The sequence below is a fragment of the Yersinia alsatica genome (assembly GCF_025133195.1).
Lineage (GTDB): Bacteria > Pseudomonadota > Gammaproteobacteria > Enterobacterales > Enterobacteriaceae > Yersinia > Yersinia alsatica.
This window is the reverse complement of record NZ_CP104006.1, coordinates 1141949-1165202: the sequence shown is the minus strand read 5'-3', so window position 1 is coordinate 1165202 and position 23254 is coordinate 1141949. Positions and strand designations below refer to the sequence as shown.

The window sequence follows — 23254 nt, the reverse complement described above, 5'->3', positions numbered from 1 at the left end:
CACTCACGGCGTAACCGCTACCGCACTATCCGGCGACACAACATCGTCTACTGCCGCGAGCTTACGGCCCGGTAACGTTTTACATGCTGCTCCGATAGTTGGCGGTGCAGTGCTGGGATAGATATCCTTCGGTAAGACATAAACAGGCGTGGTAGCCACAAACCCATCATTAAATGTCGCTTCAATAAACGTAGCTTGCCAGCCAGTGGCAGGTACCGTAAGCGCCATCTCAATCGTATTTTCCGGCGTTATAGCCAAGGGAAATGCGGTATACCGCACACCACAGGCATAGCGGAAATCACGAGCCTCAGGATTTGCAGCCACCCATAGCACCGCTTTCTCTGGTGCCTCGGACAGATGCACCGTCAATGTTTGTATCTTATCTTTCATTCCAATACTGGCATTCATTTGCGGCATTGACGTGGATTGGTGCAGACGATTAACAAAGGTAATCAGCGACTGCTCGCTGAAAGCAGTAATGCCATAGTGACTGGAGTTGGGTGCCACCCGCAGTGCTTTGACGCCGGGTAATTTATCGTAATAAAAATCTGTATTATCGGGCACGTAAAAATCATCACCGCTGGCATTGATAATGTATTTCGGAATACTGAGCCGAGCCTGATACTCCGTATCCAAATACTGCAAGGGATCAATAATCTGCATCAATTTAGTGAAACCCGGTGTCTCCAGTTTTTTATCAATTTCGTCCTGATAGTAGGGCGCGAAGGCGATGGGCCAATTACCGCCGTAAGATTGATACATATGTTCTAATGCAACACGGGTATTCAGAAGATCAATAACAAAGGGCACAATAGCACTTACCCGAGAGTCATTAATGGCCGTAAGCCAAGTCGTCCAGCCGCGCTTGGATAATCCGGTTACAATAAAGCTGTCTAACGCTTTTTCCGGCAAAGCTTGCTGCGCCATGGTCATGGCCTGAGAAACTGCCGCAGTCATAGGAATATTCAGCGCTAATGTAGAGCGAGTTTCCGGTGCCTCCATAAATAGCCGCCAGCTCCGCGCAACACTGTAATCCTCCTTCCGTGGCGTCCCATCCTGTTGATACTCAAGATACTGATTGGGAATAGTGCTAATCGCTATCACTAGGGTATTGGTGGCACGAGCAATATTTTGCAATGTATCGATGGAAAAATCCGTCGGGCCAGAGGCTGGAATAGTCTCGGTTCCATGGTTAATACCATTATTAATGACCACCAACCCTTGCGTCGAAGTACTCCCCTCGGGAATAAAGATCTCCACCTCATGCTGCCAGGCGGCAGGAGAGACTAAATCCTCCGGCGTCCAGTATTGCGAAGTCAATTGATAGCGACGCCATTCCAACCCAGGTAGATTTTCTTGGCTCAGCAAATTGTAGGTAAGCGGCTCTGCTGCCAATTTATCCTTATAGCAAGACAGAACATGAGAAAAATCCGTATCGCTGCATTTGGTTGATTCAACATCCGTTTGTGCCAGGCAACTATTACTGAGCAGCCATGGCAATCCAAATATCAAGGCCGTTAAATAATGAAGCATAATCCCCATCCTTTTATCTAATGTGTTTAGCTGAAAACACGCCCAAAGGGATTAGATAACGGATTCGAGATTAAAAAAATCCGAATTTCACCTGTATATGCCGCTTTTTATGTTATTCGATTGACCCAATACAGGGGGTTAATCAGCGCTAAAGCTCTCAGCGCAGACGCACAAAGAAAATAAGAATTTTCTGCACTAAAAGACACCACCACCTCCTCAAATGCCCCATTAATGTGCACTCCACGTTGTCAGAATTTACCTACAAAGAGTTAATCCCAAATAATTAGCCTGATGATCAATGAAGTGCAACTCTGGCATCCCGTTTGCTAATACCAAACTGGCTACACGCCAACAGACAGCGACGGTGCATCACGGGTGCGCCACAAAATTAAAATAGGCTCGACTTTGCCTCACAGGACGCTTTCATGAAGAAAATAATGATTTCAACGCTGGTTGCTGCCGCTTCATTAGTGGCATTAGCGGGTCAAGCCCATGCGGGCACTACTTTGGATGCGGTGAAGAAAAAAGGTTTTGTGCAATGCGGTATCAGTGACGGGTTACCGGGTTTCTCTTATGCAGATGCCAGCGGCAAATTCTCAGGTCTTGATGTTGACGTCTGTCGTGGCGTGGCCGCCGCCATCTTCGGTGATGCAGAAAAAGTAAAATACACCCCGCTGACGGCAAAAGAGCGTTTCACCGCCCTACAATCTGGCGAAGTCGATATTCTGTCGCGTAACACTACCTGGACTTCATCGCGTGATGCAGGCATGGGCATGTTGTTTACCGGCGTGAACTACTATGACGGTATCGGCTTCCTGACCCACAATAAAGCCGGGCTGAAAAGTGCCAAAGAGCTAGACGGCGCCACGGTCTGCATTCAGGCCGGTACCGACACTGAGTTGAACGTTGCTGACTACTTTAAAGCCAACAAAATGCAATACACCCCAGTGACTTTCGATCGCTCCGATGAAAGCGCCAAAGCGCTGGACTCTGGCCGCTGTGACACATTGGCTTCCGACCAATCGCAACTGTATGCATTGCGTATCAAGCTAGGTAAACCAGACGAATTTATCGTATTGCCAGAAGTTATCTCTAAAGAGCCACTGGGCCCAGTGGTGCGCCGTGGCGATGAAGACTGGTTCGCCATTGTTCGCTGGACCCTGTTTGCCATGCTGAATGCCGAGGAAATGGGGGTGACGTCGAAAAACGTCGAAGCTCTGGCGGCCAAACCAACCACACCCGATATGGCGCATCTGTTAGGCCAAGAAGGTAACTACGGCCAAGATTTGAAAGTTCCTAACGATTGGGTAGTTAAGATCGTCAAACAAGTGGGTAACTACGGCGAAAGCTTCGACCGTAACGTGGGAATGGGCAGTGAGCTGAAAATCAAACGCGGCCAAAATGCGCTGTGGAACAATGGTGGCCTCCAATACGCACCTCCGATTCGCTGATTACAGTCGACTTTTCCGGCAGGCCACCCCTGCCGGATGAACTCCCCAGACCGAGGCCCACACAATGTCACCACGCCCAACCATCAAAGGTGCCTTTTCGCTGACTAATCCAGCGGTGCGCGCCTGGCTGTATCAAATTATTGCGCTCTTGATACTGATCGGATGCGGTGCGTACCTAATCCATAATACTATTACTAACCTCTCAACCCGGGGCATCACCTCCGGCTTTGCCTTCCTGAATAACAGTGCCGGTTTTGGCATTGTTCAGCACCTTATTGACTACCAACAGGGCGATACCTATGGCCGGGTATTTCTGGTGGGGTTACTCAACACCTTGTTAGTGTCAGTTTTGTGTATTTTCTTTGCTTCAATATTGGGTTTCTTTCTCGGATTGGCGCGTTTGTCAGATAACTGGCTATTACGCAAACTGTCGACTATCTATATCGAGACATTCCGTAATATTCCGCCGCTCCTGCAAATCTTTTTCTGGTATTTCGCGGTCTTGCGCAATTTACCGGGGCCAAGGCAGAGTTTGGATGCCTTCGGGGTGGCATTCCTGAGCAACCGCGGTTTGTATCTCCCGTCCCCTGAGTTTGCGGCCGGTTTTTTGCCAGCATTACTCGCCGTGCTGCTAGCCACTGTTTTCATCATCGCATTATCTCGCTATAACCATTTTCGCCAGTTACATACCGGGCAATTTCATCGCACCTGGCCAATTGGTTTACTGCTATTAATCGTCCTGCCAGCACTGGCTCATTTACTGTATGGCCCGGCGCTACACTGGGAACTGCCAGAACTTAAGGGGTTTAATTTTAAAGGCGGATTGGTGCTCATTCCTGAACTGGCCGCCTTAACGTTGGCGTTGTCGGTTTATACCTCGACTTTTATTGCTGAAGTCATTCGCTCTGGTATTCAGTCTGTCCCTCATGGTCAACACGAAGCCGCGCGCTCACTGGCGCTACCCAATACGATCACCTTACGCCAGGTTATTCTGCCGCAAGCGTTGCGGGTCATCATTCCGCCACTGACCAGTCAATATTTGAATATCGTCAAAAACTCCTCACTGGCAGCAGCAATCGGCTACCCGGATATGGTGTCGCTGTTTGCCGGAACGGTGCTGAACCAAACCGGTCAGGCGATAGAAACCATTGCCATCACCATGTCGGTCTATTTGGTTATCAGCCTGTCCATTTCGTTTTTAATGAATCTCTATAACCGGCGTATTGCGCTGGTCGAGCGCTAAGGGAAGCGAATGACGATGATACTAAGCCGTGAACCACCCAGCGCAGTGCGGCCCGGCAATCCGTTGAATCGGATGGTCTTTTGGGCCAGAAAGAACCTTTTTTCCAGTTGGACCAACAGCCTGCTGACTCTCTTGTGCTTATGGCTGATGTGGCAATTGATCCCGCCGCTGCTGAATTGGGCTATTTTTCACGCCAACTGGCGCGGGACAACCCGCACAGATTGCACGCGCGAGGGTGCCTGCTGGGTCTTTATTCATGCGCGCTTTGGCCAGTTTATGTATGGCCTCTATCCCATCGACCAGCGCTGGCGTATCAATACCACCTTAATCATTGGTTTGCTCACGTTGATACCGCTGTTTTGGCGCGCGATGCCACGTCGTGGCCGCTATCTGGTGGTGTGGATGGTGGCCTATCCATTATTGGTGTGGACGATGTTATATGGCGGTTTCTTCGGACTAACGTTGGTTGAAACCCGTCAATGGGGCGGTCTGACACTCACGCTGATCATCGCCGCCGTCGGTATTGCCGGTGCTTTGCCGCTCGGCATCTTGCTGGCACTGGCACGCCGCTCCAGCATGCCGGTCGTACGTATTCTGTCGGTGGTATTTATCGAATTCTGGCGTGGGGTGCCGCTCATTACCGTGCTGTTTATGTCCTCGGTTATGCTGCCGCTGTTTATGACGGAAGGCACCAGCATCGACAAGCTGATCCGCGCATTGGTGGGGGTGGTGTTGTTCCAATCAGCCTATGTGGCAGAAGTGGTGCGAGGCGGGCTGCAAGCTTTACCCAGAGGCCAGACTGAAGCCGCGGAGTCGCTAGGGCTGGGCTACTGGAAAACACAAGGGCTGGTGATTCTGCCACAGGCGCTGAAAATGGTCATTCCGGGGCTGGTGAACACCATCATCGCCCTGTTTAAAGATACCAGTCTGGTGATCATCATTGGTTTATTTGATCTGTTCAGCAGCGTGCAACAAGCCACTGTCGACCCAGCGTGGCTGGGGATGTCAACCGAGGGTTATGTTTTTGCCGCCGCAGTTTACTGGATTTTCTGTTTCAGCATGTCGCGCTATAGCCAGCATCTGGAGAAGCGCTTTCACACCGGACGTTCCACACATTGAGGCCAAACATGAGCGACAATCAGCCGACACAAGGCGATAAGATGATGATTACGCTGGAAAAAGTCAATAAGTGGTACGGGCAGTTCCACGTATTGAAAGATATCAATTTACATGTCCGCCCCGGCGAACGCATCGTGCTATGTGGCCCTTCAGGCTCAGGTAAATCCACCACGATCCGCTGCATCAACCATTTGGAAGAGCATCAGCAGGGGAAAATCATGGTGGATGGCATCGAGCTTAACGATGATTTACGTAACATCGAACGAGTGCGCACCGAGGTTGGCATGGTATTCCAGCATTTCAATTTGTTCCCACATTTAACCGTCATGCAAAACTGCACTCTGGCCCCAAGCTGGGTTCGTAAAATACCCAAGAAAGAAGCCGATGAGTTGGCAATGCACTATTTGCAGCGAGTACGAATTGCCGAGCATGCGCATAAGTTCCCCGGCCAGCTTTCTGGTGGGCAACAGCAGCGGGTGGCCATTGCCCGTTCGCTGTGTATGAAGCCGAAAATTATGCTGTTTGACGAACCCACTTCGGCTTTGGACCCCGAGATGGTCAAAGAGGTGCTGGATACTATGATAAGTCTGGCGCATGAGGGGATGACGATGCTGTGCGTCACCCACGAAATGGGTTTTGCCCGTACCGTTGCAGATCGGGTTATTTTTATGGACCGCGGAGAAATTGTTGAGCAAGCGCCACCGGCTGAATTCTTCTCTCATCCAAAATCTGAGCGCACCAAAGCATTTCTGGCACAAGTTATTCACTGACAAGGGATTAAACAGTATTCATTACTTTGGGCGTTTTCATTGAGTATTTGTGGGTGAGGTTCTCCTCACCCTTTTTTATATTCTTCAAATTTAACTCACTGAAATTTATTTCAGTCCATATCGTTCGCAATATCATCAAACAAAATTCGGTCATGGGAAATATGTGACTCTGGACATAAAAAGACAAATTCAACGTCAGTCTTTGCAGTAAGTTGATGCGCTGTATTAGGATAAATACAAAATACAGCACCTTTAGAAAACTTATCGACTCGCTTATTTTTTAACGTTCTGGCAATAACATCAGCGGTCCAAATAGTGCCTTCACCAGAGATAATAATATACCACTCTTCATCTTTAACATGGCTGTGGCAACCGACTCGCTTCCCCTGTTTAACGCGAGTTCCATAGGCTCGCAAGCCATTCTTCTTAAACATCTCTGTAAATGCTATACCAACCACATTATCTTCTATAGCATTATTACTATTAAATTCTGAGAAATTTATCATGCTACGTATCCTTGTAGTAAATAGAGCAAATAATACTCTAGACGACAGAGGTTAATGTTTATTTAATAAATAAACAACCCCTTGAAAAAATAACGTCCCCACAGGAAATTAAATACAAAAAGTTAATTAGCTCACCATATAAAATATAATTTTAAATATTGCCAGCAAAAAATAAAACCTATTATCACCATAGCAAATGGCCGATTAAGGGGGCGCCAATAACGGTGATAATACCGGCGAGCATCATTACCAGGCTGGATACCACTCCCTCCTGCTGCCCCATTTCGTAAGCTTTAGCAGTACCGGCACCATGGGAAGAGGCTCCCAGACCAGCGCCTTTTGCCAGCCCACTGCGCACGGACAGCCGCAGAAACAGTAAATCCCCCACAGCCATGCCGAATACCCCGGTAATCACGACGAACAGTGCAACTAAATCTGGCTGCCCGCCCAATTGCTTGGCCGCTTCCAGGGCAAAAGGGGTCGTAATTGAGCGCACGGCCAAACTACGTTGCACTTCTTCCGAGAGCGTTAATAACTTCGCCAGCCACACCGAGCTGACCACCGCGACTGTGATGGCAGTGATCACACCGGCAGTGAGAGAGAGCCAATGGCGGCGAATTATCGATAAATTCTCATAAACCGGCACGGCAAACGCGATAGTCGCTGGCCCCAGTAGCCACAGTAACCAATGTGTTTCGCCAATATAATCTTGATAAGAGATATGGGTGACCACCAGCAGTAACACCAAAACCATCGGGGTCAGCACTAAGGGCATCAGTAGCAGTGAACGGCGGCGGCGATAGAGCTTTTTATTGGCGAAGTAGAGTGCCAAGGTCGCCATAAAACATGCAATGCTAATAATTAAATCATTCATGATGAGTAGACTTGCGGCGTTGCAGCCACACCTCAAAACGGTAAACCCGGTCAACTACCAAGCCCGTTGCCGCGAGTGTCAGTGTCGTGCTGACCGCGATGACTGCAAAGATTTTCCAGCCATCCACCATGATCAATTGAGCATAATTCACCACCGCCACCACCGCGGGCACAAAAAACAGCAGCATTTCGGCTAGCAACCAACGCGAGCCAGCCTGAACCCAACGTACTGGCAAAATCCGCAACATAATCATGGCTAACAGCAATAGCATGCCGACGATATTAGCGGGCAATGGCAAATGGAAAACACTAACCAGCTGATCAGCAATGATAAATAGACCAGCATACAGTGCCACCTGAACCGGCACCTGTAAGCGTGTCAGAACCGACGGCGCAAAACTGCGTAACGCCAACAACATGAGAAACCTCAGAGGGAAATTTTGCCAGTGCTCAGTATAGGCCGCAGGCAACCTTGCAAAAAATGAATTAAAATCATCATAATCATGCCTAAATGGCATAGTTATCATCGTCCCGTTTGGCGTGACTCACTGACAGGAAAAACTGATGGATATTAGGACGCTACGTTATTTCGTCGAAGTAGTGCGTCAGCAAAGTTTCACTCGGGCGGCAGAGAAACTGTTTGTCACTCAGCCAACGATTAGCAAAATGCTGCGCAATCTGGAAAACGAACTGGAGTGTAGCCTGCTAACCCGTGAGGGCCGCCGCTTGCATTTGACCGACAGCGGACAAGCGGTCTATCAGCGTGGACTGGCAATACTCGACCAATTTCAACAATTGGAAGCAGAGCTGGAAGATATTAGCTCGTTGAAGAAAGGCATGTTGCGACTAGGCATTCCGCCCATGGTTGGCACACAAATGGCGGTGCTTATCAGTGAATTTCGCCGCAGCTACCCCGCGGTAGAGTTGCAAATTGCCGAGTTCGGCGGTTTAACCGTGCAACAGGCAGTGCTGTCCGGTGAATTGGATTTGGCGCTGACCGCCCTGCCAGCTGATGCTGATTTACCGCTGACGTCATTGCCGCTGTTCAGCCACCCACTGTGTGTCGTGGTCCCCCGCACGGCATTTTGGCTTAACCGCACAACCATCAGTATTCCTGAATTAGCCGACCAACCCATCCTGATTTATAACGAGGATTTCGCCCTTTATCGTCAGTTGATGGATGCTTTCACTGCTGGAGGTTTTACCCCACAAATCGCCGTGCGCAGCGGTCAGTGGGATTTTCTTGCCGCCATGGTGCAAGCCAATATCGGCATCGCGATTTTGCCGGAACCTATCTGTCAGCGGCTGGATAAAAATGCCTTGCTATGGTTGCCTTTAGAGCCACTAATGCCGTGGCAGTTGGGGCTGATTTGGCGGCAAGGAAGTTACCTTTCTCACAGTGCTCAGGCGTGGATTACCCGTTGCCGTGAATTTTGGCCCAATGGATCGTTAGTGGAGATAAAACCGGCCACTGAGCAGCAGCCGGATGAGGGGAATTAACCTTCTTTTTCGATCAACAGCGCTTCCAGCAGATCCAAATCATGCAGTAGTTTTTGCAGGGTTTCGTTACTGATTTTCTGTGTCGCGCGCAGGTGATACAGCTCGCCGCGCTCAGCCCGTAGGGCAGTTAAGCGAAAACGCCGCTCCAGATTTTCGATCAACAAGGTGTTCTCGATTTCATCTTTACTGCCAGTGCGTCGTCGTAAAGTACCGATGACGCGCGAGCTCACCTCTTTGAGCAACTCTGGGTCGATATTTTCTTCACTGCTAGCTGCCAGGCGCTCTTCCATCTTGTTTAAGCTGACAATCGCGACTTCCGCCGCAGCGGCGCGCGCTAAACGAATTTCTTCACGGCTGGCGCTCTTATCTGCCACAACCACACCGCGCAGCAGTGGCGGTAAAGCAATGACGCCGACAATAACCGACAGTAGAATCACGCCAGTAGCGATAAACACCAATTGATAGCGAGATGGGAAGGCCGAGCCGTCACTGAGGAAGAGCGGGATAGACAGCACACCCGCTAAGGTAATCGCCCCACGTACCCCGGCGAATGACGCTACCCACAGCTCGCGCGTGGTGTAATTGCTAAACTCCAGTGGCCGCTTGCTCAATAAGCGTTTACTGATTTTTTTCATCGACCACAGCCAGCCAAAACGCAAGACCAGCAGCGCACCATAAATGATGGCGACATCCGCAAACAGGTTCCAGGTTTGAATGGTTGGGTCCAGTTCAGCCTGCACGATTGAGGTTTCCAGAATCCCCGGCAATTGCAGCCCCAGCAGGATAAACACCATGCCGTTAAATACAAACTCCAGCATCGACCACACACTGTCCGCGCGTAACCGCATCGTCAGTGGGGCATTACGAATCACCCCGGATTGGCTGATGGTCATCCCCGCTGCCACGGCGGCCAAGATACCGGAAACACCAATATGTTCAGCAATCAGATAAGAGGCAAAGGGTAACAATAGCAGCAAAACAATTTGTGTTGCCGGATCATCGCCACTCCAGCGGCTCATCAGGCGCAGCGACTTACTGTACAACCAAGTCACCGCCACCCCCGCTAACAGCCCGCCAATCGCCACTTTCAGGAATTCTAAGGTAGCGCCAGAGACCGTGAACACCATGGTGCCCATCGCCACTGCGATGGCAAACTTCAGTGCAACCAGACCAGAGGCATCATTCATCAACGCCTCCCCTTCCAGCACACCCATAATAGATTTAGGTATTCGCCCTTTCCCCACGATACCGGATAACGCCACGGCATCGGTTGGCGACAATACCGCAGCCAGCGCGAAAGCAGCCACTAACGGAATTCCCGGTACCATCCAGTAAATCAGATAGCCAATTCCCACCACCGTGACTAAGACTAAAGCCAGAGCCAAGCCAAAGATTTCCCGCCCATGGTGAATAAACTCCCGCGTCGGTGTTTTCCAACCATCAGCAAATAGCAACGGAGGAATAAACAGCACCAGGAATAATTCCGGGTCAAAATCGACATGCAAACCAAAGTGGGGAAAGGCCAATAAGGCACCACAGACAATCTGCATTAAAGGGAGGGGGACTTGAAACGGTAGCATCCTCGTGACAACGCCTGAAAGCGACACCACCAAAATTAGAATGAGGATTGTAAAAAAGATTTCCATGCTTTCCTTAGACTCAACACAACGTAAGACCTGACCGCACCCGCCCGTAAACAGGGCTGGCTCACAGCTTTTGATAGTAGATCACTTTTTTATAAAACGGGGAAAAACCTGTTGCTGAGGGCAGGAAAATACAAAGAAAGTAGGGATATATAAAAAGTGACAATATTAGGGGCAGAATTGGGGGCAGAATGCCCCCTTATTGTTGAGATTAAATCGCCCAACCACCGGCATAGAATGCTACCAGCGCGACTGCGATAATCACGGTACCGAGATTCAGTTTACGCCATTCGCCAGAGCAAATACGGCCAATCACCAGTGAACTGAAGCCCAGCATAATGCCGGTGACGATATTGCAGGTCAGCACGATAAATACCGCACAAAGCAAGCCGGACATCGCGTCGACGAAATCGTCAAAGTCCAGTTTGGATACATTGCTTAGCATCAGCAAACCGACATACATCAGGGCCGGAGCGGTGGCATAAGCGGGCACCAAATAGGAAAGCGGAGAGAGGAACAGAATCAGCAAGAATAGGATACCGACGACAGTCGCTGTCAGGCCGGTTTTACCGCCCGCCGCAGTACCGGCAGCAGATTCAATATATACCGCAGCAGGAGCCGCACCCACCAAACCCGCAAAAATGCTGCTGACGGAGTCAGAAGTCAGGGCTTTGCCGCCACTGATAATCTGGCCATCCTTATCCAGCAAGTTAGCTTGCCCGGCAACTGCACGGATGGTGCCGGTAGCATCAAAGACCGCGGTCATCACCAGCGCCAACACACTTGGCAGCACCACCGGTTTTAATGCGCCCATGATATCCAAGCTGAAAATCAACGAGTTACCGTTCGCATCCGCCAAACTTGGCATGGCGAACAGCCCTTGATAAGTCACACTTGGGTCAAAAATCAGGCCGATAACCGAGATGGCAATAATCACGAACAGAATGCCACCCGGCACCCGCAGTTTTTCCAGACCGAAAATTACTGCCAAACCCAGTAAGGTCATCATTACCGGGAAGGAGGTAAATGCGCCCAGCGCGACCGGTAAACCTTCAATTGGGTTTTTGATTACCAAGCCGACACCGTTCGCCGCAATCAGCAGCAGAAACAGGCCGATACCAATGCCGGTACCATGCGCTACGCCCATTGGTAAGTTACGCAATATCCACGAACGAATACCGGTGACGGAAATAATGGTAAACAGCACCCCCATCAGGAATACCGCGCCCAATGCCACAGGAATACTGATATGTTGGCCCAATACCAAACTGAAAGCCGTAAACGCGGTCAGGGAGATGGCGCAACCAATCGCCATCGGCAAATTCGCCCACAAGCCCATCAGCAAAGAACCCAAACCAGCAACCAGACAGGTCGCAACAAATACAGCTGTTGGTGGGAAGCCCGCTTTACCCAGCATGCTCGGCACAACAATCACCGAGTAGACCATAGCCAAGAAGGTTGTCAGACCGGCCAGCACTTCCTGGCGTACATTACTGCCACGTTCACTAAGTTTGAAAAATGCATCAAGCGAACCTTTTGGCTTTGCTGCCGGGTTCGCTTGAGGATTGGTGCTAGACATGGTTATGTCCCCTGTGTGTCATTTTAAGTGTAGTCAGCAAGTCACGCGCCCTTTCTATACGTAATCGTTTCCGTCGCTGCCGATTAACTCGTCAATTCCTCCAGCACCGAAGTGAAAGAGAAAATAGCAAACGATTAGCTGGAAGTGCGCATGACTGGAAAAAAATCGAAGTTTAGGGCAGATGCCATTTAAGGCAAACGATTATCTAGCTATTTGTAGCGACTAAGCAACATCAGATAGCGACATTTAATACATTTTTTTACATTAATTTGTCCGGGAGCATTAATTGCAGCAGGAAACGAAAGTGTGAGCCGCCTCACACCCGTTTTCCTTCAGTGGTTCTTGGTTTTCATCAGCGGTGATTACTTCTCTAACGTGAAGGCACCGCCCTTGGCAATCGCCTGTTGATAAGCTGGCCGCTGATGAATACGCACTAAGAAATCTTGCAGTTTCGGGAACCCTTCTAGGCCGCCACGGGTGTTGATTGCCTCGATAGGAAAGCTCATTTGGATATCGGCAGCACTGAAATCTCGGCCAGCAAACCATAGATTTTGCGTTAAATGCTGCTCCAGATAATCGCGGTGCGTGGCAATTTGCTTATTCAGATAACTTTTCTGCACCCCATCGCCCAGAGCTTTGGCAACCGGGCGAATAATCCAAGGTACTGGCGGCCCGCCAAACCGGCTGAAGATAAGTTTCATCACCAACAATGGCATCAATGAGCCCTCCGCATAATGCATCCAGTAGCGAAATTGCTGGCGGTCATAATGACCCGTGGGCTTAAATTGCCCCTGTGCATCATAGGTTTCCTGTAAATACTCGATAATGGCACCCGACTCAGCCAACGTCAGATCGCCATCAGTAATCACCGGTGATTTCCCTAGGGGATGAATTTTTTTCAACTCCGGCGGAGCCAGTAAACTGCCGGGGTCACGCTGATATCGCTTCAACTCATAGGGAACTTGCAACTCTTCCAGCATCCACAAAATACGCTGTGAACGTGAATTATTCAGATGGTGAACAATGACCATGATCGAGCTCCATATGATAAATATCAGAGTATTGATTATAGTGATAAAAGGATATTTTGGTTTACGGCACTGCGGATGCAGTTTCCGAGAAGCACAGCATTCATATTGGAGAGGCAGAGCCACGAACCACAGAATTGGCTTAAAAAGGCAATAAAAAACCCTGCCGAGACAGGGTGTTATTTTTAGCACTATTCGTACTTAGCGAATCCCGGAATCAGAACGGGATGTCGTCGTCAAAATCCATTGGTGGCTCATTGCCGCCTTGTGGTTGTGCTGCTGGCGCTGCCTGAGCTGGGCGTGAAGTCTGACCGCCGCTGAACTGGTTGCCGCCTTGGGGTTGCTGAGGTTGACCCCAACCGCCTTGCGCGCCACCGTCTTGTTGTGGTGCGCCACCACCAGCTGGAGCACCGCCACCCTGACGGCCACCGAGCATTTGCATGGTGCCACCCACGTTAACCACAACTTCGGTGGTATAACGCTCTTGGCCGCTTTGATCCTGCCACTTACGGGTTTGCAATGCGCCTTCAATATAGACCTGAGAGCCTTTGCGCAGATATTCACCAGCCACTTCAGCCAGTTTGCCGAATAACACTACACGGTGCCATTCCGTCTTTTCTTTCTGCTCGCCGGTTGCTTTATCACGCCAGCTTTCGGAAGTGGCCAGGGTGATATTGGCAACAGCGCCGCCGTTAGGCATGTAGCGGACTTCCGGGTCTTGGCCCAAATTCCCGACCAAAATCACTTTGTTTACGCCTCTGCTGGCCATGTGAACTCTCCTGATGAAGTAAATTTTGTACAGTATAAACGAGTAAGTTTAACACGCTAACCACCAAACGGCACAACAGATCATAACTGCGGAATGCATTACAGATTTATCGTGATAACTGCCTTAATTGCACTCAGATACTGGATATCCATTCAGGTTTTTTTGTGTCATAATTATCCGTTTCGTACTGGCTGTGTCCCTTTTTCGGCGTTGCAAAGTGCACCGATAATATTACCCAAAGTAATTGGAATTGCAGGTATAGGCAGCAAGCGAACAGATCCAGATGGACTGACACAAGTCAGTGATCCGGGTGCGTGAACGTAGCTAACAACCCTACAGTTTCAAGTACGAAGGGTATAAACGCGATAAAGACACAGTGAGAGGCTCAGTTTTAATCCGGGAAATGTTTGAATGGATAATATCGAAGTTCGGGGCGCTCGCACCCATAATCTTAAGAATATCAACCTGATTATCCCGCGCGACAAACTGATTGTTGTCACCGGTTTATCGGGTTCAGGCAAGTCCTCACTGGCTTTTGATACCCTGTATGCTGAAGGGCAACGTCGCTATGTTGAGTCTCTCTCCGCCTATGCGCGCCAATTTTTATCGCTGATGGAAAAACCGGATGTTGACCATATTGAAGGTCTGTCTCCGGCTATCTCTATCGAGCAAAAATCGACTTCCCATAACCCGCGATCTACCGTGGGAACCATCACTGAAATTCATGATTACCTGCGCCTGCTGTTTGCTCGCGTGGGTGAACCGCGCTGCCCCGACCATGATGTTCCGTTAGCCGCCCAAACGGTCAGCCAGATGGTGGATAACGTCATCAGTCAGCCCGAAGGTCGCCGCCTAATGTTACTGGCGCCAGTGGTAAAAGATCGCAAAGGCGAACATACCAAAACCTTGGAAAATCTGGCGATGCAGGGCTACATTCGGGCACGGATCGACGGCGAAGTCTGCGATCTTTCTGATCCTCCGAAATTAGAATTGCAGAAGAAACACACTATTGAGGTCGTGGTCGATCGCTTTAAAGTCCGTGAAGATCTGGCGCAGCGCCTGGCTGAATCATTTGAAACCGCACTGGAGTTATCCGGCGGTACTGCTGTGGTTGCCGATATGGATGACCCACACGCCGAAGAGCTGTTATTCTCCGCCAACTTTGCCTGCCCGATTTGCGGCTATAGCATGAGCGAGTTGGAGCCACGCCTGTTCTCCTTTAACAATCCGGCGGGCGCTTGCCCGACCTGTGATGGTCTGGGTGTGCAGCAGTTCTTTGACCCCGACCGCGTGCTGCAAAATCCTGAGCTGTCACTGGCGGGTGGGGCTATTCGTGGCTGGGATCGCCGTAACTTCTATTATTTCCAGATGCTGCGTTCACTGGCGGATCACTACAAGTTTGATATCGAAGCGCCCTTTAATTCGCTGAGTGCCGACATACAAAAAGCCGTGTTGTACGGCTCCGGTAAAGACACCATCGAATTCAAATATATTAATGACCGTGGTGATACCACTGTTCGCCGCCACCCATTTGAGGGGGTACTGCACAATATGGAACGCCGTTATAAAGAGACGGAATCCAGTGCTGTGCGCGAAGAGTTAGCCAAATTTATCAGCAACCGCTCTTGTGCTTCCTGTGAAGGTACCCGCCTGCGCAAAGAAGCGCGTTATGTCTTTGTGCAAAATACCCCGCTACCGAAAATCTCGGATATGAGCATCGGCGATGCCCTTGAGTTTTTCAAGAACTTAAAATTGAGCGGCCAAAGAGCGCAAATTGCCGATAAAATTCTGAAAGAAATCGGCGAGCGATTGACGTTTTTGGTCAACGTCGGTCTAAATTATCTGTCACTGTCCCGCTCGGCAGAAACGTTATCCGGTGGCGAGGCGCAGCGTATCCGCCTGGCAAGCCAGATTGGTGCCGGTTTGGTCGGCGTCATGTACGTGCTTGATGAGCCGTCCATCGGCTTGCATCAGCGCGATAATGAACGTTTATTGGAAACCCTGATTCACCTACGTAATCTGGGTAATACCGTGATTGTGGTTGAGCATGATGAAGATGCTATCCGCGCGGCTGACCATGTGATAGATATCGGCCCGGGTGCCGGTGTGCATGGCGGTGAAGTGGTGGCGGAAGGTACCGTCGATGACATTATGGCCACGCCAGAATCATTAACGGGCCAGTTCCTGAGCGGGAAACGAGAAATCGCCATACCGGCGCAACGCGTCGCGGGTGATCCGAGCAAAGTATTAAAACTGATGGGAGCCAGTGGCAATAACCTGAAAGATGTCACGTTGACGCTGCCTGTCGGGCTGTTCATCTGCATTACCGGTGTCTCCGGCTCGGGTAAATCAACACTGATTAATGACACTTTATACCCGATTGCGCAGCGCCAACTGAACGGCGCAACTATTACTGAACCGGCCCCATATCGCGATATCCATGGGCTGGAGCATTTCGATAAAGTTATCGATATTGACCAAAGCCCTATTGGCCGGACACCGCGCTCTAACCCGGCCACCTATACCGGCATCTTTACCCCGATTCGCGAACTGTTCGCTGGCGTACCAGAATCACGCGCTCGCGGTTATACACCGGGCCGTTTTAGCTTCAATGTGAAGGGCGGACGTTGCGAAGCTTGTCAGGGGGATGGGGTGATTAAAGTTGAAATGCACTTCCTGCCCGACATCTACGTACCTTGCGATCAGTGTAAAGGTAAGCGCTATAACCGCGAGACACTGGAAGTTAAATACAAGGGCAAGAGTATTCATGAAGTGCTGGCGATGACTATCGAAGAAGCGCGCGAATTCTTTGATGCGGTGCCAGCATTAGCCCGCAAGCTGCAAACCTTGATGGATGTTGGCCTGTCCTATATTTGTCTGGGCCAGTCGGCAACCACCTTATCAGGTGGGGAAGCGCAGCGAGTGAAACTGTCGCGCGAATTGTCAAAACGCGGCACCGGTCAAACCTTGTATATTCTGGATGAACCGACCACTGGCTTGCACTTTGCCGATATCCAGCAGCTACTGGCGGTATTGCACCAGTTACGAGATCAAGGCAATACCATTGTGGTCATTGAGCATAATCTGGATGTGATTAAGACCGCAGACTGGATTGTCGATCTGGGGCCAGAAGGTGGCAGTGGCGGCGGTGAGATTTTAGTCTCTGGCACGCCGGAAACCGTCGCGGAATGCGCGGCTTCCCATACAGCACGGTTCCTAAAACCTATGCTGCAACGTCAATAAGATGTGAAGTTAAGCACTTTGGGGCAATCAGTGTATTGCCCCAAAGGCTATTATTTTCTCAGTTATCAAACAACTAACTCCTGCCGTCTCTGGGCTGATAACCCCTGTAATACCAATTGATAAGAGCGGTCAATCAGTGAATAGAACTGTGAGTTTGGTAATTTTCCATCCAGAAACACCGTGTTCCAGTGCGCTTTATTCAAGTGTTCACTCGGCACGATCTCCGGATGTTGCTCGCGTAGGCTTTCGGCCAATTCAGGGCTGGTTTTCAATGAAATAGAGGGGCGCCCACCCGTCTTACCCACCATAGCAAACATCACATCTGCGACTTTAATTTGATTTGCCTGCCACATCTCATGGTCACTCTGCTCCGCCCCTGGTTTGGACAAACAGTATTCTAGTAATGCCGAATTATTCATGGGTATATCTCCTGTCATGGGCCGGTGCCGTCTAGCGAAAGGGCCTCATAAAGATTTCATTCCATCCGAACAGCAACCTGCTGCAAGGCTAGCTTGCGCCTATAACAACAGATTTACTGTGAGCGATGAATGATCGTTTGGCATGAATCTACCGCACTAATTAGTATATTCTTTAATCTATTAACAGCCATGGGATAAGGTGAAAACAAGTCGAAGATCGGGGTAAGTGATGGAAATAAGGTAGAAAAAATAAAAGAAAAAGGCGATATTACCTATCGCCTTCAATGGTTATCGCTTCAGATGACTATCACCTGAATCTCACTCAGATTACTGCACCGCAGCAAAAGCCGCCGCAACACGCTGAACATTACTGTGATTGACGCCCGCCATGCACATCCTGCCACTGGCAATCAGATACACGCCAAACTCTTCACGCAGCCGGTCTACCTGCGCTGCGCTAAAACCGGTGTAACTGAACATCCCGCGCTGTTGCAGCAAGTAGTCAAAATTACGATTGGGCAGCGACGCTTTTAAGGCTTGTACCAAAGTGCGGCGCATTTCAATAATACGTAAGCGCATCTCTTCAACTTCAGTCTGCCACTGCACTTTTAACTCGCTGTCATGCAGGACTTTTGCAACAACTTGTGCCCCAAAGTTTGGCGGACTGGAATAGTTACGGCGCACCGTGGCTTTTAACTGCCCCAATACGCGGCCAGCAGCTTCTTCACTTTCACACACCACAGACAGGCCACCAACTCGCTCGTTATACAGTGAGAAAATTTTAGAGAAGGAGTTACTGATAAGGCACGGCAATTCAGCAGCAGCCATCGCTCGAATAGCATAAGCATCGTCATTCAGCCCGGCACCAAATCCCTGATAAGCAATATCAAGGAATGGGATTAAATCACGGCCTTTAGCCACTTCAATAACCTGATCCCACTGTGCATTGGTCAGATCAGAACCCGTCGGGTTATGACAGCAAGGGTGTAATAACACAATGCTTCTAGCCGGTAACTGCTGCAAAGTTGCCAGCATTTGGTCGAACTTCACACCCAGCTTGTCGTTATCAAAATAGGGATAGGTATTCACCTTAAAACCTGCGCCACTAAAAATAGCGACGTGGTTTTCCCAGGTAGGATCACTGACCCAGACCTGTGAATCTGGGAAGTAGTGATTCAGGAAATCAGCGCCCACTTTCAATGCACCAGAACCACCGACAGTTTGGATTGTTGCGACCCGCTGCTGTGCCAGCATGGGGTGCTCGGCACCAAATAATAATTGCTGGATAGCACTACGATAAGATTGCAGACCTTCCATCGGTAAATAGACTGGCGTCCCGTGTGGCTGAGCGCTCAGCTGTGCTTCAGCCGTCTTCACTGCCTGCATCAACGGGATCTCGCCCTGTTCATTGTAATAAAGCCCAATACTCAAGTTCACTTTGTGAGCTCGGTTGTCGGCTTTAAAACTTTCCATCAGTGACAGGATCGGATCACCTGCGTAGGCGTCAACATTTTGGAACACGGCGCTGCACTCCTAGATTGATAATGATTGTCTATACCCTAAATAATCCGAGTTGCCGGCTTGCGGCAATTTTCAGTATGGCGGGTATATGGCAGTGAATGACTTATGCAGCTTACCTTATTCCCCCAGATATTCCATCGCAACACGGGAGGTCAGCTTAGTAATCAATTCATAGGCACTGATTCCGGTACGTGCCGCAATTTTTTCAACCGGTAATTCCGCGCCCCATAGCAGCACTTCATCACCGACTTTATCCGTAGCATCCGGCCCCAAATCAACTGAAATCATATCCATTGAGACTCGGCCCACAATGCCGACTTCGCGCCCATTGACCCACATCGGCGTTCCCGATGGCGCGCTGCGCGGATAACCGTCGCCATAACCAATGGCCACCACACCCAAACGGGTATCCCGCTCACTGACCCAGGTACCGCCATAACCGACGGGTTCACCGGCTTTATGTTCACGAACAGCAATCAGACTGGATTTCAATGCCATCGCTGGCAGCAGATCAAAATGGCTACCATAAGGCTCGTCCATCGGTGAAACGCCATACAGTATGATGCCCGGACGAACCCAATCGCGGTGGGCCTCTGGCCACAGCAAAATGCCGCCAGACGCCGCAATAGATTGCTTGCCCGGTTTACCCTTCGCGAAGGTATCGAAGCAGTCGAGTTGCTGGCGAGTAGTATCCACTTGCGGCTCATCTGCCCGGCTAAAGTGGCTCATGATATTGACTGGCTGAATAACATTTCGACATGCACTTAAGCGCTGGTAAAAAGCCTCGGCCTGTTCTGGGCGAACACCCAGGCGGTGCATACCGGTATCCAGTTTCATCCAAACATTAATCGGGGCGGAGAGAGTTGCGGCTTCCAGCGCTTCCAGCTGTTCAATGCTATGTACTGCGGTTTCGATGCGGTTAGCCACCAAGATCGGTAGATCTTCGGCAGCAAAAAAGCCTTCTAACAACAAAATCGGTTTGACGATCCCACCGGATCGCAGCATCAGAGCTTCGCCGATCCGCGCGACACCATAGCAATCGGCATCCTGTAAGGTATGCGCTGTTTCTAATAACCCGTGGCCATAAGCGTTTGCTTTCACAACGGCAATCAGGCGACTTTGCGGCGCCATGCGCCGTACCTGTTGCAAGTTATGTCGCAGAGCGCGGCGGTCGATTACTGCTGTTGCCGCTTTCATTTCTTATCCTTAATTATCAATATTATACCCAAAGAAATTGGTGCTACCGCAAGGTAACATCAAATTCGCAGGGGATAGTTATTACGCGCTATTCGTCGTCGTATTGCGGGCCAGCGTAATTATCAAAGCGCGACCATTGACCATTAAATTTCAGCCGAACAGAACCGATCGGGCCGTTACGCTGTTTACCCAAAATAATCTGAGCGATTCCTTTCTCATCACTGTTTTCGTGATAAACCTCATCACGGTAAATAAACATGATTAAGTCGGCATCCTGCTCAATAGAACCGGATTCACGTAAGTCGGAGTTTACCGGGCGTTTATCGGCACGTTGCTCCAAACTACGGTTAAGCTGCGACAGCGCCACCACCGGCACTTGTAGCTCTTTCGCCAAGGCTTTCAGGGAGCGTGAAATTTCTGCAATTTCTAATGTACGGTTATCTGACAGTGACGGCACCCGCATCAATTGCAGGTAGTCGATCATAATCAAGCTCAAACCACCGTGCTCACGGAAAATACGCCGCGCACGAGAACGCACCTCAGTTGGTGTCAGGCCGGAGGAGTCATCGATGTACATATTGCGCTTTTCCATCAATATGCCCATGGTGCTGGAGATCCGCGCCCAATCCTCATCATCCAGTTGGCCGGTACGGATGCGGGTCTGATCGACATGTGACAATGAGGCTAACATACGCATCATGATCTGGTCGCCGGGCATCTCCAGACTGAAGATCAATACCGGTTTTTCCTGCATCATCGCGGCGTTTTCACATAAGTTCATCGCAAAGGTGGTTTTACCCATCGATGGACGCGCCGCCACAATGATCAAATCTGATTTCTGCAATCCAGCAGTCTTTTTATCCAAATCAGCAAAACCGGTTGAAACACCGGTGACACCATCATGTGGCCGTTGATAAAGCTGCTCAATTCGCGCCACAGTGGCTTCGAGGATCTGATCGACGCTTTTCGGGCCTTCATCTTTATTAGCCCGGCTTTCTGCGATCTGGAATACTTTGGATTCCGCCAGATCCAGCAGATCTTCACTGCTACGACCTTGAGGATCATAACCGGCATCGGCTATCTCGTTGGCAACAGAGATCATCTCACGTACTACAGCACGTTCGCGCACGATGTCAGCATAAGCACCGATATTCGCGGCACTTGGCGTATTTTTTGATAATTCAGCGAGATAAGCAAAGCCACCTACGGACTCCAAATCACCCTTTTGTTCCAGTGACTCAGATAAGGTGATCAAGTCGATCGGCTTGCTGTTTTCCAGCAAACGCTGCATTTCAGTAAAGATCCGGCGATGCGGGCGGCTGAAAAAGTCCTTGCTGGCAACACGCTCGGAAACGTTATCCCAGCGTTCATTATCCAGCATCAAACCGCCCAACACGGACTGCTCTGCCTCCAGTGAATGAGGCGGGAGTTTCAGCCCTTCCATCTGGCGGTCTCGTGGCTCTGTCATATTGTTGGTTGGTTTTTTCGCTGCCATGAAAAGTGTTCTTTACCTTTGTTGCGAAGAGAAAAACGACGAATAAAAAATACAGTGGCTTAGTATACGCGATGATATCCGAAGGGTAATTATGAATTCCCTATTACTTATCGGTATTAGCAAGATCTTGGCTCTGCGTGTAGAACACTGTAGGGTGAAAATACACTAAATACGAAGGAGCTAACATGGCAAAGCATATTCAATTTAGCACCGTTGGCGGGCCGGAAGTGTTGCAATATCTTGATTTTACGCCGGTGGATCCCGCGGCTGATGAAGTTCAGGTAGAAAACAAAGCTATCGGTATTAACTACATCGACACCTATATCCGCAGTGGGCTCTATCCACCGCCCCACTTCCCCAGTGGACTAGGGACTGAAGCCGCCGGGATTGTCACTAAAGTCGGCTCATCAGTTAGCACCATAAAAGCCGGTGACCGGGTCGTTTATGCTCAATCCGCTCTTGGCGCTTACAGCGAAGTCCATAATGTCGCCGCTGAGAAAATTGCCCTACTTCCTGATCAAATCTCTTTCGAACAAGCCGCAGCCTCATTTCTCAAGGGGCTGACAGTCCAGTATTTATTACGCCAAACCCATGAAATCAAACCCGGCGAAGTGTTCTTATTCCATGCGGCAGCCGGTGGGGTTGGATTGATTGCCTGCCAATGGGCAAAAGCGCTCGGTGCAAAACTGATTGGCAGTGTCGGCTCTGATGAAAAAGCCGGGTTGGCAAAAGCCAATGGTGCCTGGGCCACCATCAACTACCGCACAGAAAACATCGCCGAGCGAGTGGCCGAGCTGACTCACGGTGAAAAAGTGGGCGTGGTGTATGACTCGGTAGGGAAAAGCACTTGGCAAGATTCACTCAATAGCCTAAAACGCCGAGGATTGTTAGTCAGTTTCGGCAATGCCTCTGGCCCAGTGACTGGCGTTGACCTTGCAATACTGAACCAAAAAGGCGCGCTGTATGTTACCCGCCCGTCGCTGAATGCTTATGTCACTAATCGACAAGAGCTGGAAGCGGCCAGCCATGAGCTGTTTTCACTGATTGCCAGTGGCGCGATTAAAGTGGATGTAGCCGAGGCCCAAAAATTCCCGCTGCAAGAGGCTCGTCGCGCCCATGAAATATTAGAAAGCCGTCAGACAACCGGTTCCAGTCTGCTCATCCCGTAAAGCATATTTTCAGTAATATGATAAAAAACAAAAGGCTCCGATTAGGGAGCCTTTTGTTTTAACGCTTTCTTTGATGCACATGTAGGGGTATAGCAGGGTATTCTGTCAGAGGCATATTCACTTAAATGACGTTGCCGTTTATACAGCTATTTTATCCTCTGGCAGGGATGAAAATGTGATAACGAATCGTATCGGC

19 protein-coding genes are annotated in these 23254 nt (G+C 49.9%); 7 read left to right on the top strand and 12 right to left on the bottom strand.

The features are described 5' to 3' along the window. Positions 1-3: 3 nt before the first annotated feature. Complete coding sequence (locus tag N0H69_RS05030) at positions 4-1533, bottom strand: PhoPQ-activated pathogenicity-related family protein (RefSeq protein ID WP_050152438.1); 1530 nt, start codon at positions 1531-1533, stop codon at positions 4-6. Positions 1534-1958: 425 nt separating this feature from the next. Here N0H69_RS05030 and N0H69_RS05025 point away from each other — a divergent pair, with 425 nt between their 5' ends. The 4 genes from N0H69_RS05025 to N0H69_RS05010 all read left to right on the top strand — a co-directional run bounded on the left by N0H69_RS05025 (position 1959) and on the right by N0H69_RS05010 (position 6116). Continuing rightward, on the top strand, positions 1959-2984 hold the full coding sequence (locus N0H69_RS05025; RefSeq protein WP_050110780.1) for an amino acid ABC transporter substrate-binding protein: 1026 nt from the start codon (positions 1959-1961) through the stop codon (positions 2982-2984). A gap of 64 nt (positions 2985-3048) precedes the next feature. Beyond that, positions 3049-4227: an amino acid ABC transporter permease gene (locus tag N0H69_RS05020; RefSeq protein ID WP_050152439.1), complete on the top strand. Its 1179-nt coding sequence runs from the start codon at positions 3049-3051 to the stop codon at positions 4225-4227. A 9-nt stretch (positions 4228-4236) separates the two neighbouring features. Next, a complete protein-coding gene (locus tag N0H69_RS05015; protein ID WP_050152440.1) occupies positions 4237-5346 on the top strand; it encodes an amino acid ABC transporter permease in 1110 nt (369 codons plus the stop codon). Between the two features lie 8 nt (positions 5347-5354). Then, the gene (locus N0H69_RS05010; RefSeq protein WP_050152441.1) at positions 5355-6116 is read left to right on the top strand and encodes an amino acid ABC transporter ATP-binding protein; all 762 of its coding nucleotides are present in this window, start codon (positions 5355-5357) and stop codon (positions 6114-6116) included. Between the two features lie 110 nt (positions 6117-6226). Here N0H69_RS05010 and N0H69_RS05005 read toward each other — a convergent pair whose 3' ends face one another. The 3 genes from N0H69_RS05005 to N0H69_RS04995 all read right to left on the bottom strand — a co-directional run bounded on the left by N0H69_RS05005 (position 6227) and on the right by N0H69_RS04995 (position 7914). Then, positions 6227-6622, bottom strand: coding sequence for a cupin domain-containing protein (locus N0H69_RS05005; RefSeq protein ID WP_050152442.1), 396 nt, complete (start codon positions 6620-6622; stop codon positions 6227-6229). Between the two features lie 184 nt (positions 6623-6806). Beyond that, a complete protein-coding gene (locus N0H69_RS05000) occupies positions 6807-7496 on the bottom strand; it encodes an LrgB family protein (RefSeq protein ID WP_050152443.1) in 690 nt (229 codons plus the stop codon). Then, positions 7489-7914 (bottom strand): CidA/LrgA family protein, encoded by a 426-nt coding sequence (locus N0H69_RS04995; RefSeq protein WP_050123183.1) that lies wholly within the window; start codon positions 7912-7914, stop codon positions 7489-7491. The genes N0H69_RS05000 and N0H69_RS04995 overlap by 8 nt, the downstream gene beginning before the upstream one ends. A 145-nt stretch (positions 7915-8059) precedes the next feature. Here N0H69_RS04995 and N0H69_RS04990 point away from each other — a divergent pair, with 145 nt between their 5' ends. After that, positions 8060-8995 (top strand): LysR family transcriptional regulator, encoded by a 936-nt coding sequence (locus tag N0H69_RS04990; protein WP_050123181.1) that lies wholly within the window; start codon positions 8060-8062, stop codon positions 8993-8995. Here N0H69_RS04990 and N0H69_RS04985 read toward each other — a convergent pair. The 4 genes from N0H69_RS04985 to ssb1 all read right to left on the bottom strand — a co-directional run bounded on the left by N0H69_RS04985 (position 8992) and on the right by ssb1 (position 14014). Then, positions 8992-10641, bottom strand: a complete 1650-nt coding sequence (locus N0H69_RS04985; protein WP_050110793.1) for a Na+/H+ antiporter — start codon at positions 10639-10641, stop codon at positions 8992-8994. The two genes, N0H69_RS04990 and N0H69_RS04985, sit on opposite strands and share 4 nt — an antisense overlap. 208 nt (positions 10642-10849) lie before the next feature. Further along, positions 10850-12217 (bottom strand): NCS2 family permease, encoded by a 1368-nt coding sequence (locus N0H69_RS04980; protein WP_050110795.1) that lies wholly within the window; start codon positions 12215-12217, stop codon positions 10850-10852. A 362-nt stretch (positions 12218-12579) separates the two neighbouring features. Next, complete coding sequence (locus N0H69_RS04975; protein WP_004711191.1) at positions 12580-13248, bottom strand: glutathione S-transferase family protein; 669 nt, start codon at positions 13246-13248, stop codon at positions 12580-12582. Positions 13249-13462: 214 nt separating this feature from the next. Then, positions 13463-14014 carry a single-stranded DNA-binding protein SSB1 gene (gene ssb1 / locus N0H69_RS04970; RefSeq protein WP_050110798.1) on the bottom strand — a complete coding sequence of 184 codons (552 nt, stop codon included), beginning with the start codon at positions 14012-14014 and terminating at the stop codon, positions 13463-13465. 411 nt (positions 14015-14425) lie between these two features. On the opposite strand from ssb1, the gene uvrA reads away from it, so the two are divergent. Next, entirely contained in the window at positions 14426-17257 is a 2832-nt protein-coding gene (uvrA, locus tag N0H69_RS04965; protein WP_050152444.1) for an excinuclease ABC subunit UvrA, read from the top strand. Between the two features lie 65 nt (positions 17258-17322). On the opposite strand, the gene N0H69_RS04960 is transcribed toward uvrA, so the two are convergent. From N0H69_RS04960 to dnaB, 4 genes are all read right to left on the bottom strand, one after another. Further along, the gene (locus N0H69_RS04960; RefSeq protein ID WP_050110802.1) at positions 17323-17676 is read right to left on the bottom strand and encodes an MmcQ/YjbR family DNA-binding protein; all 354 of its coding nucleotides are present in this window, start codon (positions 17674-17676) and stop codon (positions 17323-17325) included. 327 nt (positions 17677-18003) lie between these two features. After that, a complete protein-coding gene (locus N0H69_RS04955) occupies positions 18004-19197 on the bottom strand; it encodes an amino acid aminotransferase (RefSeq protein ID WP_050123179.1) in 1194 nt (397 codons plus the stop codon). Between the two features lie 117 nt (positions 19198-19314). After that, positions 19315-20394 carry an alanine racemase gene (gene alr / locus N0H69_RS04950; RefSeq protein ID WP_050123177.1) on the bottom strand — a complete coding sequence of 360 codons (1080 nt, stop codon included), beginning with the start codon at positions 20392-20394 and terminating at the stop codon, positions 19315-19317. 88 nt (positions 20395-20482) lie between these two features. After that, positions 20483-21889: a replicative DNA helicase gene (gene dnaB, locus N0H69_RS04945; protein WP_004711204.1), complete on the bottom strand. Its 1407-nt coding sequence runs from the start codon at positions 21887-21889 to the stop codon at positions 20483-20485. Positions 21890-22074: 185 nt separating this feature from the next. Here dnaB and N0H69_RS04940 point away from each other — a divergent pair, with 185 nt between their 5' ends. Further along, positions 22075-23058, top strand: a complete 984-nt coding sequence (locus N0H69_RS04940) for a quinone oxidoreductase (protein ID WP_050152445.1) — start codon at positions 22075-22077, stop codon at positions 23056-23058. The last annotated feature ends 196 nt before the right edge of the window (positions 23059-23254 follow it).

What these genes read in the sequence shown, in the direction of transcription:
- N0H69_RS05030 (WP_050152438.1), bottom strand. Translation starts at nt 1,533, where the DNA reads ATGCTTCATTATTTAACGGCCTTGATATTTGGATTGCCATGGCTGCTC.
- N0H69_RS05025 (WP_050110780.1), top strand. Translation starts at nt 1,959, where the DNA reads ATGAAGAAAATAATGATTTCAACGCTGGTTGCTGCCGCTTCATTAGTG.
- N0H69_RS05020 (WP_050152439.1), top strand. Translation starts at nt 3,049, where the DNA reads ATGTCACCACGCCCAACCATCAAAGGTGCCTTTTCGCTGACTAATCCA.
- N0H69_RS05015 (WP_050152440.1), top strand. Translation starts at nt 4,237, where the DNA reads ATGACGATGATACTAAGCCGTGAACCACCCAGCGCAGTGCGGCCCGGC.
- N0H69_RS05010 (WP_050152441.1), top strand. Translation starts at nt 5,355, where the DNA reads ATGAGCGACAATCAGCCGACACAAGGCGATAAGATGATGATTACGCTG.
- N0H69_RS05005 (WP_050152442.1), bottom strand. Translation starts at nt 6,622, where the DNA reads ATGATAAATTTCTCAGAATTTAATAGTAATAATGCTATAGAAGATAAT.
- N0H69_RS05000 (WP_050152443.1), bottom strand. Translation starts at nt 7,496, where the DNA reads ATGAATGATTTAATTATTAGCATTGCATGTTTTATGGCGACCTTGGCA.
- N0H69_RS04995 (WP_050123183.1), bottom strand. Translation starts at nt 7,914, where the DNA reads ATGTTGTTGGCGTTACGCAGTTTTGCGCCGTCGGTTCTGACACGCTTA.
- N0H69_RS04990 (WP_050123181.1), top strand. Translation starts at nt 8,060, where the DNA reads ATGGATATTAGGACGCTACGTTATTTCGTCGAAGTAGTGCGTCAGCAA.
- N0H69_RS04985 (WP_050110793.1), bottom strand. Translation starts at nt 10,641, where the DNA reads ATGGAAATCTTTTTTACAATCCTCATTCTAATTTTGGTGGTGTCGCTT.
- N0H69_RS04980 (WP_050110795.1), bottom strand. Translation starts at nt 12,217, where the DNA reads ATGTCTAGCACCAATCCTCAAGCGAACCCGGCAGCAAAGCCAAAAGGT.
- N0H69_RS04975 (WP_004711191.1), bottom strand. Translation starts at nt 13,248, where the DNA reads ATGGTCATTGTTCACCATCTGAATAATTCACGTTCACAGCGTATTTTG.
- ssb1 (WP_050110798.1), bottom strand. Translation starts at nt 14,014, where the DNA reads ATGGCCAGCAGAGGCGTAAACAAAGTGATTTTGGTCGGGAATTTGGGC.
- uvrA (WP_050152444.1), top strand. Translation starts at nt 14,426, where the DNA reads ATGGATAATATCGAAGTTCGGGGCGCTCGCACCCATAATCTTAAGAAT.
- N0H69_RS04960 (WP_050110802.1), bottom strand. Translation starts at nt 17,676, where the DNA reads ATGAATAATTCGGCATTACTAGAATACTGTTTGTCCAAACCAGGGGCG.
- alr (WP_050123177.1), bottom strand. Translation starts at nt 20,394, where the DNA reads ATGAAAGCGGCAACAGCAGTAATCGACCGCCGCGCTCTGCGACATAAC.
- dnaB (WP_004711204.1), bottom strand. Translation starts at nt 21,889, where the DNA reads ATGGCAGCGAAAAAACCAACCAACAATATGACAGAGCCACGAGACCGC.
- N0H69_RS04940 (WP_050152445.1), top strand. Translation starts at nt 22,075, where the DNA reads ATGGCAAAGCATATTCAATTTAGCACCGTTGGCGGGCCGGAAGTGTTG.